Below are 14,631 nucleotides of genomic sequence, written 5' to 3' on the forward strand. Positions count from 1 at the left end.
ATGCTGGCCAACAGGCCTTTGGCGTCGAGTCCGCACAAGCCGAGCAGTTGTTCTCTGGAGCCCTGCTCGACGAAGCGGTCGGGCAGGCCGAGGGTCAGGACCGGCATCAGTATCCGCTGCGCTTGCAGGAATTCCAGTACCGCACTACCGGCCCCGCCGGCAATGACGTTTTCCTCGACCGTGACGAACACGTCGTGGGTTTTGGCGAGTTCCAGAATCAAGCTTTCATCAAGGGGCTTGACGAAGCGCATGTTGGCTACTGTCGCCCCCAGTTGCTTGCCGGCTTCGACGGCCGGGGCGACCATCGCCCCCCAGGCCAGGATCGCAATCCGGCCGCCCTGGTGGCGAATCTCGCCCTGGCCGATCTCAAGGTCGGTCAGGCGCGGATCGATCGCCGCGCCGGGCCCCTTGCCGCGCGGATAGCGCACCGAGGCTGGGCCGTGGTAATGGAAGCCGGTGGTCAGCATCTGCCGGCACTCGTTCTCGTCGGCCGGGGCCATCACCAACATATTCGGAATGCAGCGCAGATAGCTGTAGTCGAAGGCGCCGGCATGGGTCGGGCCGTCCGGGCCGACCAGACCGGCTCGATCCAACGCAAACAACACATCCAGATTCTGCAAGGCCACGTCGTGGATCAACTGGTCGTAACCGCGCTGCAAAAAGGTCGAATAAATCGCCACCACCGGCTTGGCGCCCTGGCAAGCCTGGCCGGCGGCCAGGGTCACCGCGTGCTGCTCGGCGATGGCCACGTCGAAATAGCGTTGCGGGTATTGCTGGGAAAACTCGACCAACCCCGAGCCTTCGCGCATCGCCGGGGTAATCCCCAGCAGCCGCTCGTCCTCGGCCGCCATATCGCACAACCAACGGCTGAACACCTCGGTATAGGTCGGATGCGGCGACGGCGCCGCCTTGGGCAGAAAATCCTGGGTCGGATCGAAGGCCGGCACGCCGTGGTAAGCCAAGGGGTCCTTCTCGGCCGGGGCGTAACCCTTGCCCTTCTTGGTCACCACATGCAAAAACACCGGTCCGCGCAAATCCTTGAGCTTGTCCAGGGTCGACACCAGGATCTCCAGATCGTGGCCGTCGATCGGTCCGAAATAATTAAAGCCCAACTCCTCGAACAAGGTCCCCGGCACGATCATGCCCTTGACGTGTTCTTCCGCCTTGCGCGCCAACTCCCAAACGCTGGGCATGCTGGACAAGGCCTTCTTGCTTTCCTGACGGACCGAGGAATACAGCTTGCTGGACAAAATCTTGGTCAGATAATTGTTCATCGCCCCGACCGGCGGCGAAATCGACATCTCGTTGTCGTTCAGAATCACCAACAGATTGGCATTGACGTCGCCGGCATGATTCATCGCCTCGAAGGCCATGCCGCCGGTGATCGAACCGTCGCCTATGATGGCCACCATCTTCTTATCCTCGCCGCGCAACTGCGAAGCGATGGCCATGCCCAAGGCCGCGCTGATCGAGGTCGAGGAATGGCCGACGCCGAAGGCATCGTATTCGCTCTCGGCCCGGCACGGAAAGGCCGACACCCCGCCCAGGGTGCGGATCGTGGTCATCCTATCCTTGCGGCCGGTCAGAATCTTGTGCGGATAGGCCTGATGGCCGACATCCCAAACCAATTGATCGACCGGGGTATTGAATACGTAATGCAGCGCCACGGTCAATTCCACGGTGCCCAGGCCGGCCGCGAAATGGCCGCCGGAAATACTGACGGTATGGGTCAGAAACCGGCGCACCTCGTCGGCCAAGGCCTGGAGCTGCTCGGGCGCCAGCGCGCGGATGTCGGTCGGGCTGGCGATGGTGGCTAGCAGCGGAAATTCGTTAGTCTGTTTCATATTAGTACAGGGGTTCGCGGTAGAACATCAGAATCACGCCGATTTGGAATAGCGCAAAAACCGAGATAAAGCCGGCCACGTTTTTGCCCGGCGCGTCCAATTTCAGCTCCAGCCAACGGCCGCAAGCCAGGATTAGCGCGAACACGCCCATCAGGGTGTGGCCGACCTGGATTAGAAACGCGGTTTTAGCCTCGAAGCCGACATGCGAGTGCGCTAGCAGCATCATGCCGCCGAAGGCCGACATCAGCGGAAACAAATAGGGCAGAATACCGGGGTCGGCCTTGACGCGGGCGCGGGTCTCGTACAAGCCCAGCATGAACACCAGAAAGGTGGCGATCCGGTGTTGCAAAATCTCGCCGTTGTTGAAAGTGCTATCCCAAAAGCCGATCGGACCCAACGGCCAGCTCTCGGCGTCGGAACGGAAGAACAGGAATATCCCAAGTCCCATGAAGCCGACCGGCCAGTAGCGCGCCCAGTTGTGAAAGCGCTCCGAGTAGGACAGCATCGCGAAAAAACTCATCGCGGTCAGGAAGATACCGGAGATGTTGTGGTTGTAATCCGACCAGGCGGTGGCGGCTTCCGACGGGATTTGGCCGACGATAGCGACTCGGCCGGCCTCGCCGGCGAGCAGGGCTTCGTGGGTTGGCGATTCCCAACGCGGTATGCGCGGGTGAAACATGTTCAACACTTCTTCCCAGGTTGCGGTTAAGTGCGGAATATCGACCGACGGCGGTTGGGAGGCCAGACTGGCGGCGGTGAACAGAATGGTCAACAGAATCAGGGTTTCCGCTTCGATGTAGTAGGGCACCCGGGCGGTCAGCACGTACTGGCTGCGGCTGGTGAAGTACTCTCGGACGGCGGATTTGTTCATCCAGGCAAAGCCCAATGCCAGTCCCATCATCATGATTTTCACGGTTAGCAGGTTGCCGTAACCGGCGCCGATAAAGCCCTGGAAGGTGCGAATGTAATACCAGGCCAACGGGGTGCCGGTGACCAGCAGCAAGCCGACCGCGCCTATCCCCAGGCCGGAGAAACGCTTCAACAGCAGCGGCCAGACTTCCTCGGCGATGGCGTTTTGCTTGCGCAAGCCCCACAGAGCCAGTATTTGGAAAATGCCGCCGACCCAGGCCGCCGCTGCGATCTGATGGCTGACGGTCAAGGTCATTAGCAAACCGCGGTCTTCCAGGCGACTGGCTCCGTGGACCAGCCAGGCGGCGGCTATCACTAGCGGCACGATAATGGCAATCGCGATTTGCCAGTGCCGTTTGGAACGTAAGTGGTGTTTCAGGCCGAATTTGATGAATAAATACAGCGCAAAGGCAAATAGTGCGCGGGCCACGCCGGCGTTGAATTGCACGGTGTGAAAAAACGCCGGGAACGGCGATTTGCCCAATGTAACGGCCATTAGCCAAATTTTCAGACCGATTTTCGACAATTGGGTGATGACCACGGCTTTGCTGCCGAAGTGGATCAGATTGACGGTTCTGTCCAGTAACGCGCTATTGTAATTGGCGCTTTCGTCCCAGGGGCGCAGCACGAACAGGCCCCACAGCAAGCCGCCGATGGCGATGGAGTAGAAGGTCAGATCGACGCCGCCGATCAACGAGTCTAAATAATTGGCAATGCCTTCCATAAGGATTTATTTGGGTTCTTTAACGAAAAAGCGCAGCAGGTCTTCACTGAGATGACCGTCCGCGGCGAAAATCTTCAGTTTGATCGCATACTCGCCGGGCGCCAAGGCCGGCAGGTCGAGCAGCACTTGGCCGGGTTTGGCGCCGAGCGAGGCGCTGACCGGCGTCATCACGTCGCCGGCGCTGACCAGAAACACTTCCGACAAATCGAGCTCCACTTTCGAATTGAACGACAATTCGACCTGGCTGGCTTGATTGACCGGCACCGGTTTCAATTTCAACGAGTTATGGGTAACGACGGCGTGACCGAACGCAATGTTGCTGGTAGCCAGCGTTAAAATCAAAAGTATCCGTTGTAACGAGTGCATAACAATCTCCTTATTTCTTGTTTTTCAGAGCATGACTGGCTAGGTTTTTGCCCAGCGTCCAGATCGAGCCGGTGACGTTGTGGGTATCGGCGATGGTTTTTTCCATCGCGTCGACGATCCAGTCGCGGTCTTTTTGCGTCAGGTTAAGCGGCGGCAACAGTTTGACGACATTCATGCCGTGGCCCGCAACCTGACTGAGCACCCGATGTTCCTTGAACAGCGGGATCGTAATCATCTGACAGAACAGACCTTTGTTGGCCGCTTCCAGCATCGCCCAGGCGGCTTTTAGCCCCAGGCTCTTCGGCGACTGGAATTCGATCGCGATCATCGAGCCCTTGCCGCGCGCTTCCTTCAGGAATTCGTACTTCGGACTCATCGCATTCAGCGTGGCGATGATGTCTTCGCCGATCTTGGCGCTGTTTTCCACCAGTTTTTCGTCGTGGATAACATGCAGGCTGGCCAGGCCGGCGGCCATCGCCATATTGTTTTTCGAGAAGGTCGAACCGTGGACGACGGCGCGGTCCATCCGGTTGAACACCGTGTCCATGATTTTGGCGGTCATCGCCACGCCGCCGACCGGCACGAAGCCGCCGGACAGTGCTTTAGCCATCAAAATCATATCGGGCTTGACGCCCCAATGTTCAATCGCCCAGAACTTGCCGGTGCGGCCGATGCCGGTCTGGATTTCGTCTGCGACGAACAGCGTGCCGTATTTTTTACACAGGCGTTCGACTTCCGGCAGGTAGTCGTCGGACGGCAGGTTGACGCCCTTGCCTTGGATCGGCTCGACGATGAAGGCGGCGACGTCCTTGCCGCTAAGTACTTGTTCCAGCGCGGCCAGATCGTTGAACGGCACTGCCGAACAGTTCGGCAATAAGGGGCCGAAGCCCTCGCGGAATATTTCCTCGCCGTTCAGCGACAAGGCACCCATGGTCAGACCGTGATAGCCGTGTTCGCAATAAACGATGCGCGGCCGCTTGGTGGTGTAACGGGCGAATTTGATGGCGGCTTCGACCGCCTCGGTGCCTGAGTTGCAGAAAAACATTTTTTCCAAATTGTCCGGACAGGTGGCGATGATTTCCTTCGCCAGTAAGCCGCTCAATAAGGAAACGTCCATTTGCACCAGATTCGGTAATTCCAGCGTCAAGGTTTCTTGCAAGGCCTTGACGATGGTTGGGTGATTGCGGCCCATCGCGAACACGCCGAAACCGCTCAGCAAATCCAAGTACTCGTTGCCTTCGTCGTCGTACAGGTATTGGCCGATCGCTCGCTGGTATTTGCGGTCGTAACCGATGGTACGCAGGACTCGCACCATTTGGTTGTTAAGGTATTGCTCGTGCAGATCGAATTTTTCATCGAAATGCTGGGAAAACAGATCGGCAATGCTGAAGGACATTTATTACCTCGTAAGCTGCGCCGTTGCCGGTAATCGCGGCAAGGGCTGGTTTTTCTAGTAAATGACGATTTCGTTTAAGTGTTTGGCGATGGTTTTCAGCGTCTTTTGGGCGGCGCCGAAATGTCGGCCGAGTTTGATCAATCCTGGAAGCTCCCAAGGATGATTCAGCAAGTGGCGTAGTAATTTAGCCATCTCGACGCGGCCCTGATCGTTCAAGGCGCCGACCACGGCGCGCGGCAGGTCCATCGCGGCCGGATCGGCGATCGCGCGCAATACCAGGAATGGTAAATTGGCTTGACTGGCGACTTTGGCAATCGCGCCGCTTTCCATGTCCAACGCTACCGCGCCGGTTTCGCGGTGAATCAGTTGTTTGTCGCTACTCAGCGCGACGATACGCGCTTCGGTGGACAAATTGCCGCTCCCCACCGTCAGGCGTTCGCTGAGTCGGTTGCGCATTTTGTGCGACCAACGTTTGTCGGTTTCGTAACTTTGACGGTCAAAAAAAATCTGGTCCGCGACTACCAGAACGCCGGGCCGCAACTGCGGCGCCAATGCCGCCGCGCAACCCCAGCTGATCAGCCGATCGGCGCCCTTGGCGATGAGCAGGCGAGCGGCGCTGGCGGCATTGTTGGGACCGGCGCCGGCATAAGCGACCAGGATGTCGGCGCTTATTCGGCAACATTCGCCGCGCGCCAATTTCCGGGAAGTCAGCGTGGCAAGTTCTTCTGGCAGGGCAACGACGATTCCGCAACTCACGTTACTGTTTATTCAGTTCGTTGCGGTATCGGGCCAAAGCCCACAACGGGAAGAACTTGTCGTAGCCGTGATATTTCAAATAAAACACCTTAGGAAAGCCGGGCGCGGTAAAGCAGGGGTCGTTCCAGACGCCGTCGGCTTGTTGGGTCCGCATCAGGAAGTCGATGCCGGCCTTGACTTCCGCGCTACGCGCTTCGCCGGCCGCGATCAGGCCCAATATCGCCCAAGCGGTTTGGAACGCGGTGCTGAAGTGGTAGCTGCCACGATACTGAATGTCGTCGTGATAACTCAAGTTATCCTCGCCCCAGCCGCCGTCCTCGCGTTGCACGCTCTTTAGCCAAGCGGCCGCCTTGACGAACATCGGGTCGGTTTTCGGCACATCGGTTTGTTCCAGACCCAATAGGGTCGACCAAGTACCGTAGATGAAGTTGGTACCCCAGCGGCCGAACCAGGAGCCGTCGGCTTCCTGTTCGCCACGGATGTATTCGATCGTGCGTTGCAAGGCCGGACGGTATTCGTCGTGGTCCTTGGCGACGCGCGCCATCAACATGGCGCAACGGGCGCTGACGTCGACGGTCGGCGGATCGAGCAAGGCGCCGTGATCGGCAAACGGAATTTCGTTCAGGTAGTAATAGGTATTGTCGACGTCGAAAGCACCGTAGCCGCCGTTTTCCGATTGCATGCCGACGATCCAGCGCGTGGCGCGGTGGATGGATTCGTCCAGGTTGTCCAGGCCGGATTCGGCCATCGCGAAACCGACGATCGCGGTATCGTCCACATCGGGGTAATGCGGGTTGGCGAACTGGAAGGCCCAACCGCCGCCGGCTAAGTCGGGTTTCCGGACCCGCCAATCGCCGGGTTCGTCCGACAATTGCACGCTTTTCAACCAGTCGTAGGCATGGGACAGGGCCGCGGCGTTACCGCGTTTGTCGGCTTCGATCAATGCCATGCTGGCCAATGCGGTGTCCCAAACCGGCGACAAACAGGGTTGGCAATAGGCGTCTTTTTCGTTGACGACTAATAGTTTATCGATGGCTTGCCGGCAGATAGTCACATTCGGGTGGTCGTGCGGCATGCCGAGCAACAACATCGCCTCGTAGGCGTTGACCATGGCCGGGAAGATGCCGCCCAGGCCGTCCTCGCCGTTCAAGCGTTCGGTGAACCAAGTCACGGCTTGGTCTATCGCGCGTTGGCGCATGCGGTTTGGGATCAAGGGTTCGGTGACTCTGCCCAATTTATCCAGGGCCAAGAAGCATTTGTTCAACAACGTGCGTTCCGGAAAGTAGTGCTTTTCTTCGTCGGGGTGGACGACGAACAGTTCCAGGATGTCGATATTGCGCGGATTTTTGGCCTTGGCTTTCAACGTACACAGGATGAACAAGGGTACCATTACGGTTCGCGACCAATAGGAGACCTTGTCCAAATGGAAAGGAAACCACTTAGGCAACAGCATGATTTCGACCGGGATGTAGGGTACGCCGCGCCAGGGCAATTGTTCGAATATGGCCAGAGCGATCCGGGTAAACACGTTGGCGCGCGCCGCGCCGCCTTGGGCCAGAATCCAGGTCCGTAGTTTGACCATGTGCGGCGCGTCGATGGCATCGCCGGCCATCTTCAGTGCGTAGTAGACCTTGACGCTGCAGCTGATGTCGCCGGGACCGCCCGTGAACAACGGATAACTGCCGTCGGGATTTTGCCGCCCGCGCAGGTAAACGGCGATCTTGGCTTGTAATTCTTCGTTAATGTCGTCCAGGTAATGCATCATCATGATGTATTCGGACGGGATGGTGCAGTCGGCTTCGAGTTCGAACACCCAATAACCCTTGGGATTTTGCAGGCTGAGCAATCGGGTTTGGGCGCGCTCGATGGCGATATTCAGCGCGCTTGACGCGTTGGATGTCGCCGAGCTGCTGGGTGAAAAGTCGTGGTTGCTCTCTACGGGGGCTTCAGTAAACATGGCGATTCCTTATTGTCCGGAGTGAGATACGGGTAAATACTGCCAGTCGGGGGTTTTCAGGCCGCGGCTGGACAGATTGAATAAAAGCGACAAAAGCCAGTTGCTGCGAGCCGCTAATTTACTGGCGACTATCGTGGCCTTGACGCTGTTGCGGCTGATCTTGACCTGACTCGAATCATTGAAATCAAGGTGTTGCTTGATTTTTTTCAAGGTCAGTACCGCCATGCCCAGCGCCCACAGGCAAAAATTGCGAATGCCGGTTTCGTGGCTGGGCAGAAGTTGGGTGTAAGTCAGTGCGTTTTGCAGATGGCCGTGGGCAATGTCGATCAAATGTTCCAGGCCTTTCCGAAAGCGTTGGTCGTTGGTGGTCGGCGTCAGTTCGGTCAGTTTGAAACCGGTCTCGTCGAAAATATCTTGCGGCAGCCAGCACACGCCGCGTTTGGCGTCGTCCCAAATGTCCTTGAGAATATTGGTCATTTGCAGGCCTTGACCGAAGGAAACCGACAGCTTCAATAGTTCCTCCCGATGCGCGGCGATTTCCGGAGAATAGTGACAGAACAGTTTTGCCAACATCTCGCCGACGCAGCCGGCGACGTAGTAGCAATAGTCGTCCATGTCCTTCATTGTTTTCAGGCCGGCGTGTAGATCCAGCGCCTGGTAAATCGGCATGCCGTTGGCCATCGTTTGCACGCATTCGGCTAGCGCTTGGATTTGCGCCGCGTCAAGGCTGTGGGTGATCGCGATGACCCTTGGAATCACCCGGATCAAGCTGTGTTCGGCCGGAATGGTTTGTTCGGAAAGCAATGGCGCCAATTCGGCGGCAAACGAGTCAGCGTGGGCGCCGGTCTTGACGACTTCGATAAAGCCGCGACAGAAGTACTTTTTTTGCTCGGCATCCAGAGACACTTCGTCTTCGATGGTATCGACAATGCGGCACAGTAAGTAGGCATTGGCCACGGCCGTGTAGAGCGCGCCGGGCAATTGCGGGATGGTCAGGGCGAAAGTGCGCGACACGCCTTCAAGCAATACGGCTTGAAACCCGCTGTCCGGGAGCCGGTTGAGTTCGGCTATGTCGGTGATTGGCGATCGAGGTCCTTTCATGGTTTTACGGTCTATTGAAGATGTGTCAATGATAGTCGGTTTGTTGGTGATTTGCAAAGCGCTGTTGTTTTAGGGCAAATTTTTCGGCGCTTTGCTTAAGGTAGACCATGAGTTGGTTGAGATTAATTAAGTAAGTATATGATTTATAATGGTGCTGATTTGTTGTGTTGGATCGGCTTTCCTATGACGCGGCTGTTCAATTAAATAGATTTACTGCAGGAAATTTGCCGTCGTTGTTGCTTTTTCTTCATTCTTACTGGAGCGAATCCAGAAAAAGTAGTATTCTAGCGACATCTGCTTGTATCGCCGCACTGTATTTCACTAGTATTTCTCAGGTTTTATGGGGCCTCGGCGGCATACGGAAGGTTGGCTTGGGTTGTTGTTTTTTTTTAACAACAAACCGATGTCAGTGTCTTGATAGATTTTGGAGAAAACGCTGTGAGTGTTCCTTTACGTCAGCAATGGGCTGTAGGTAGTTATCTGGTTAAGCAAAAACTCAAGGGTGTGAAAAAATACCCGTTGGTGTTGATGCTGGAGCCGTTGTTTAGATGCAACTTGGCTTGCGCCGGCTGCGGTAAAATCGATTACCCGGACGATATTCTCGATAAGCGCTTGTCGGTGCAAGAGTGTCTGGATGCCGTGGACGAGTGTGGTGCGCCGATGGTCTCGATTCCGGGCGGCGAGCCTTTAATACATAAGGAAATGCCGCAAATCGTCGAAGGTATCGTCGCTAGAAAGAAATTCGTCTATCTTTGCACCAATGCGTTGTTGTTGCGCAAGCGCATCAACGATTACAAGCCTTCCCCGTATTTGACTTTTTCGGTACACCTGGATGGTTTGAAGCATCGCCACGATGCCTCCGTTTGTCAGGACGGCGTGTTCGACATTGCCATCGAGGCCATCAAGCTGGCCTTGGGCAAGGGCTTCCGAGTCACGATCAACTGTACGTTGTTCCAGGGCGAAACACCTGAAGAAGTTGCCGAGTTCTTGGATTACGCGATGGACCTGGGCGTCGAAGGCGTGACGATCGCGCCGGGTTTCAGTTACGAGCGGGCGCCGCGTCAGGATGTGTTTATCCGAGGCGTGGATACCAAGAACCTGTTCCGGGGTATCTTCAAACTGGGCAAAAAACGCAAATGGAAGCTTAACCACTCGGCGCTCTATTTGGATTATCTGGCCGGCAATCAAAGTTACGATTGTACGCCGTGGGGTAACCCGACCCGCAATGTGTTTGGTTGGCAGAAGCCTTGCTATTTGCTGGCCGACGAAGGCAATGCCGGGTCTTTTAAAGAGCTGCTGGACGATACGCCCTGGGATAAATACGGCACCGTGAAAAATCCCAAATGCGCGAATTGCATGGCTCATTGCGGTTACGAGGCGACAGCGGTCGAAGATATGTTGGCGAATCCGTTGAAAGGACTTTGGGTGTCGTTACGCGGGCCGAAAACCTCCGGAGATATGGTTGCCGAGACGCAGCCTAACTATACCGGCGGTCGTAAAACCTCGATTTCGGAAATTCCGGTGAAAATCGAGTCTTAATGTAAATCACCGAGAGCGTAACTTGAATTGGCGCTGTAAACCGAACAGTTTGGATGGCAAGGCAATGATGTTGAGAAAGATCTTATTGGGTATTGGTTTTCTGGCGCTATTATGCGTTTCTTCGGCGGGCATTGCCGGCGAAATGACGGCACGGCAGGTCGTCGAGGGCTTTCAGAACGAGCTGTTGGACGTGATGAAGCAAGGTAAAGCGCTTGGTTTTCAGGGGCGATACGAAAAATTGGATGTTGCCGTCAAGAAAAGCCACGACTTGCCGAAAATTGCTCGTATTGTCGTCGGCAAGCAGTGGGAGGAGTTGGCGCCCGAGCAGCAATCCAAGCTGGAAGAAGTATTCAGTAAATTAAGTGTGTCGGCTTACGCGCATAATTTCAAGGATTATTCCGGGGAATCGTTTAACTTCGTGTCGGAAGAGGAAACCGGTCGGGGTGGCGTGGTTATTCACACTAATCTGTTGATTCCAGGTGAAAAAGACGTCAAGTTCGATTACATGATGAAGAAAAAAGACGATGGTTGGCAGATTATCAATATAATAGCCGACGGCGTTAGCGATTTGGCTCTGAAGCGGTCCGACTACACAAGTGTGCTGAGTCGGGAAGGTTTCGATGCCTTGATCGCTAAAATTAACGAAAAGATCGATAGTTACGCGAAACAATAAGTCTGTTTTAGGAATTTCTGTAATGTTTAACCCCAGTTTTCAAGCGAAAAGTCAGGCTCCCCTGCTTTGGGCGCTGTTGGTTTCAGGCGCCTTGGCCGGTGGCGGATGCGCGACGACGGAGTCGCGTAGCGACCAAGCCGCCGGCAAGAGTAAGGATGTGTCTGGTTCTTCGAACTCCGTCGATCCGTACGAAGGATTCAACCGTTCGATGTATGGCTTCAATATGGGATTGGACAGGTATTTGCTAAAGCCGGTCGCGGACGGTTACAAATACGTCACGCCGGATTTCATGGAAACCGGCGTCAGTAACTTTTTCAATAACCTTAAAGGCATCAACGTCGTGTTGAATGATGTTTTGCAAGGTAAGTTCGAACAAAGTGCGTCGGATACCGGCCGTTTTCTGGCGAATACCACATTCGGCGTCGCGGGTTTGTTCGATGTCGCCAGCGATTTGGGTTTGCAAAATAATGTCGAGGACTTTGGTCAAACCTTGGCGGTGTGGGGTGTCGATCAAGGCGCTTACTTGGTACTGCCTGTGCTGGGTCCTACCACGGTTCGCGACGGTGGGGCGGTTATTATCGATAAAGCCGCCAATCCGGGTACTTACGTGCCGGGCAGCGGCATCGTCGAAGGCATCAACGACCGTGCGAATGCCGAAGGCGCGCTGAATTTCATCGACGAGGCGGCGCTCGATCCTTATGTATTCACCCGCGAATCATTCCTGCAGTATCGGAAAAACCTGATCAACGACGGTAAGGCCGATACCAGTAGTTACGATTTGGATGTCGACGCGGCGCTTGAAGAGACTTCGGGTTCAGCAGTCGAAAAAAAAAACAGTTCCGGAAAGCCGGCGCCGGCCGATAGCAGCAAAGTCGACCAACCGGTAGTCGTACCGGTCAAGTCCAGCGCCGTAACAACGGCAGCGAGCCCGGCCTTCGAAAAAATGCTCAAATCCTTTGAGGAGGCCTCGGCTAAAATGGATAGAATTAGTAAAAAAAAAACCAGGCACAAGCGTTAGTCTGAGCTGATTTGGTGATTGCTAATAACAAAAAAGGCCGGTTTTACCGGCCTTTTTTGTTGGAAAGCACTCGAATTAATAGTGCAGCAAGGAATGAATTTCGTACCCTTGCAAATTCCCTCTCCCGTTCAGAAAATCCAATTCGACGACGAAAGCGCATGCCACCACGCTGGCGCCGAGTTTTTCGATCAATTCGCAACTGGCCTTCGCCGTGCCGCCGGTCGCCAACAAGTCGTCTATCAGCAGCACTTTATCTTTGCTATCGACGGCATCGATATGTACCTCAAGTTCCGCGGAGCCATATTCCAGATCGTAAGACACGCTTTGTACGTCGTAGGGCAACTTGCCGGGCTTTCGTAGCGGGACGAACGGAATACCCAGTTCCCAAGCCACTAGAGAGCCGAAAATGAAGCCGCGGGCTTCCATGCCGGCTACCGCAGTAATGTCGCGGCCGAGAAACGGATGTAACAGTTGATGTACAGCCAGCCGTAGCGTGGCCGGGTCCTTGACCAGTGGCGTGATGTCCTTGAAGACGATACCGGGTTTTGGGAAATCGGGAATGTCGCGAATTTTGTTTCTGAGTCTGTCCATTGTTGCCTCTTGTCTCAAGCGCAAAACGCCTCAATGCTGGCCAACAGGCCTTTGGCGTCGAGTCCGCACAAGCCGAGCAGTTGTTCTCTGGAGCCCTGCTCGACGAAGCGGTCGGGCAGGCCGAGGGTCAGGACCGGCATCAGTATCCGCTGCGCTTGCAGGAATTCCAGTACCGCACTACCGGCCCCGCCGGCAATGACGTTTTCCTCGACCGTGACGAACACGTCGTGGGTTTTGGCGAGTTCCAGAATCAAGCTTTCATCAAGGGGCTTGACGAAGCGCATGTTGGCTACTGTCGCCCCCAGTTGCTTGCCGGCTTCGACGGCCGGGGCGACCATCGCCCCCCAGGCCAGGATCGCAATCCGGCCGCCCTGGTGGCGAATCTCGCCCTGGCCGATCTCAAGGTCGGTCAGGCGCGGATCGATCGCCGCGCCGGGCCCCTTGCCGCGCGGATAGCGCACCGAGGCTGGGCCGTGGTAATGGAAGCCGGTGGTCAGCATCTGCCGGCACTCGTTCTCGTCGGCCGGGGCCATCACCAACATATTCGGAATGCAGCGCAGATAGCTGTAGTCGAAGGCGCCGGCATGGGTCGGGCCGTCCGGGCCGACCAGACCGGCTCGATCCAACGCAAACAACACATCCAGATTCTGCAAGGCCACGTCGTGGATCAACTGGTCGTAACCGCGCTGCAAAAAGGTCGAATAAATCGCCACCACCGGCTTGGCGCCCTGGCAAGCCTGGCCGGCGGCCAGGGTCACCGCGTGCTGCTCGGCGATGGCCACGTCGAAATAGCGTTGCGGGTATTGCTGGGAAAACTCGACCAACCCCGAGCCTTCGCGCATCGCCGGGGTAATCCCCAGCAGCCGCTCGTCCTCGGCCGCCATATCGCACAACCAACGGCTGAACACCTCGGTATAGGTCGGATGCGGCGACGGCGCCGCCTTGGGCAGAAAATCCTGGGTCGGATCGAAGGCCGGCACGCCGTGGTAAGCCAAGGGGTCCTTCTCGGCCGGGGCGTAACCCTTGCCCTTCTTGGTCACCACATGCAAAAACACCGGTCCGCGCAAATCCTTGAGCTTGTCCAGGGTCGACACCAGGATCTCCAGATCGTGGCCGTCGATCGGTCCGAAATAATTAAAGCCCAACTCCTCGAACAAGGTCCCCGGCACGATCATGCCCTTGACGTGTTCTTCCGCCTTGCGCGCCAACTCCCAAACGCTGGGCATGCTGGACAAGGCCTTCTTGCTTTCCTGACGGACCGAGGAATACAGCTTGCTGGACAAAATCTTGGTCAGATAATTGTTCATCGCCCCGACCGGCGGCGAAATCGACATCTCGTTGTCGTTCAGAATCACCAACAGATTGGCATTGACGTCGCCGGCATGATTCATCGCCTCGAAGGCCATGCCGCCGGTGATCGAACCGTCGCCTATGATGGCCACCATCTTCTTATCCTCGCCGCGCAACTGCGAAGCGATGGCCATGCCCAAGGCCGCGCTGATCGAGGTCGAGGAATGGCCGACGCCGAAGGCATCGTATTCGCTCTCGGCCCGGCACGGAAAGGCCGACACCCCGCCCAGGGTGCGGATCGTGGTCATCCTATCCTTGCGGCCGGTCAGAATCTTGTGCGGATAGGCCTGATGGCCGACATCCCAAACCAATTGATCGACCGGGGTATTGAATACGTAATGCAGCGCCACGGTCAATTCCACGGTGCCCAGGCCGGCCGCGAAATGGCCGCCGGAAATACTGACGGT

12 protein-coding genes are annotated in these 14,631 nt (G+C 56.3%); 3 read left to right on the plus strand and 9 right to left on the minus strand.

Annotated features, from left to right (window positions below; translation table 11 throughout):
• The 7 genes from dxs (BJL95_RS15930) to BJL95_RS15960 form a co-directional block, all read right to left on the minus strand.
• A partial coding sequence (gene dxs, locus BJL95_RS15930; protein ID WP_071159350.1) for a 1-deoxy-D-xylulose-5-phosphate synthase occupies positions 1-1,844 on the minus strand: 1,844 nt, incomplete at its 3' end.
• 1 nt (position 1,845) lies between these two features.
• Positions 1,846-3,477, minus strand: coding sequence for a copper resistance D family protein (locus tag BJL95_RS15935; protein ID WP_082885399.1), 1,632 nt, complete (start codon positions 3,475-3,477; stop codon positions 1,846-1,848).
• Between the two features lie 6 nt (positions 3,478-3,483).
• A complete protein-coding gene (locus BJL95_RS15940) occupies positions 3,484-3,843 on the minus strand; it encodes a copper resistance protein CopC (RefSeq protein WP_082885400.1) in 360 nt (119 codons plus the stop codon).
• Positions 3,844-3,853: 10 nt separating this feature from the next.
• A complete protein-coding gene (locus BJL95_RS15945) occupies positions 3,854-5,239 on the minus strand; it encodes an aspartate aminotransferase family protein (RefSeq protein ID WP_071159352.1) in 1,386 nt (461 codons plus the stop codon).
• A gap of 54 nt (positions 5,240-5,293) precedes the next feature.
• Positions 5,294-5,995, minus strand: a complete 702-nt coding sequence (locus tag BJL95_RS15950) for a phosphorylase (protein ID WP_064026246.1) — start codon at positions 5,993-5,995, stop codon at positions 5,294-5,296.
• 1 nt (position 5,996) lies between these two features.
• The gene (gene shc / locus BJL95_RS15955) at positions 5,997-7,952 is read right to left on the minus strand and encodes a squalene--hopene cyclase (RefSeq protein ID WP_071159354.1); all 1,956 of its coding nucleotides are present in this window, start codon (positions 7,950-7,952) and stop codon (positions 5,997-5,999) included.
• A 9-nt stretch (positions 7,953-7,961) separates the two neighbouring features.
• On the minus strand, positions 7,962-9,053 hold the full coding sequence (locus BJL95_RS15960) for a phytoene/squalene synthase family protein (RefSeq protein ID WP_071159356.1): 1,092 nt from the start codon (positions 9,051-9,053) through the stop codon (positions 7,962-7,964).
• A 438-nt stretch (positions 9,054-9,491) separates the two neighbouring features.
• Between BJL95_RS15960 and hpnH the strand changes: the two genes are divergently transcribed.
• The 3 genes from hpnH (at position 9,492) to BJL95_RS15975 (ending at position 12,283) form a co-directional block, all read left to right on the plus strand.
• Positions 9,492-10,592, plus strand: a complete 1,101-nt coding sequence (hpnH, locus tag BJL95_RS15965) for an adenosyl-hopene transferase HpnH (protein WP_071159358.1) — start codon at positions 9,492-9,494, stop codon at positions 10,590-10,592.
• Positions 10,593-10,659: 67 nt separating this feature from the next.
• On the plus strand, positions 10,660-11,265 hold the full coding sequence (locus BJL95_RS15970) for an ABC transporter substrate-binding protein (RefSeq protein ID WP_064026260.1): 606 nt from the start codon (positions 10,660-10,662) through the stop codon (positions 11,263-11,265).
• 22 nt (positions 11,266-11,287) lie between these two features.
• The gene (locus BJL95_RS15975; protein ID WP_071159360.1) at positions 11,288-12,283 is read left to right on the plus strand and encodes a VacJ family lipoprotein; all 996 of its coding nucleotides are present in this window, start codon (positions 11,288-11,290) and stop codon (positions 12,281-12,283) included.
• A gap of 75 nt (positions 12,284-12,358) precedes the next feature.
• Here BJL95_RS15975 and BJL95_RS15980 read toward each other — a convergent pair whose 3' ends face one another.
• Both BJL95_RS15980 and dxs (BJL95_RS15985) read right to left on the minus strand, forming a co-directional pair.
• Complete coding sequence (locus BJL95_RS15980) at positions 12,359-12,874, minus strand: adenine phosphoribosyltransferase (protein ID WP_064026256.1); 516 nt, start codon at positions 12,872-12,874, stop codon at positions 12,359-12,361.
• Between the two features lie 14 nt (positions 12,875-12,888).
• Positions 12,889-14,631 (minus strand): 1-deoxy-D-xylulose-5-phosphate synthase (dxs, locus tag BJL95_RS15985; RefSeq protein WP_071159362.1); only part of this gene is annotated, 1,743 nt, incomplete at its 5' end.

The sequence above is a fragment of the Methylomonas sp. LWB genome (assembly GCF_001856095.1).
Lineage (GTDB): Bacteria > Pseudomonadota > Gammaproteobacteria > Methylococcales > Methylomonadaceae > Methylomonas > Methylomonas koyamae_A.

Bases quoted from the DNA above. Each gene is read 5' to 3' on its own strand.
- BJL95_RS15970 (WP_064026260.1), top strand. From the start codon at position 10,660: ATGTTGAGAAAGATCTTATTGGGTATTGGTTTTCTGGCGCTATTATGC.
- BJL95_RS15945 (WP_071159352.1), bottom strand. From the start codon at position 5,239: ATGTCCTTCAGCATTGCCGATCTGTTTTCCCAGCATTTCGATGAAAAA.
- BJL95_RS15935 (WP_082885399.1), bottom strand. From the start codon at position 3,477: ATGGAAGGCATTGCCAATTATTTAGACTCGTTGATCGGCGGCGTCGAT.
- BJL95_RS15980 (WP_064026256.1), bottom strand. From the start codon at position 12,874: ATGGACAGACTCAGAAACAAAATTCGCGACATTCCCGATTTCCCAAAA.
- BJL95_RS15940 (WP_082885400.1), bottom strand. From the start codon at position 3,843: ATGCACTCGTTACAACGGATACTTTTGATTTTAACGCTGGCTACCAGC.
- shc (WP_071159354.1), bottom strand. From the start codon at position 7,952: ATGTTTACTGAAGCCCCCGTAGAGAGCAACCACGACTTTTCACCCAGC.
- BJL95_RS15975 (WP_071159360.1), top strand. From the start codon at position 11,288: ATGTTTAACCCCAGTTTTCAAGCGAAAAGTCAGGCTCCCCTGCTTTGG.
- BJL95_RS15960 (WP_071159356.1), bottom strand. From the start codon at position 9,053: ATGAAAGGACCTCGATCGCCAATCACCGACATAGCCGAACTCAACCGG.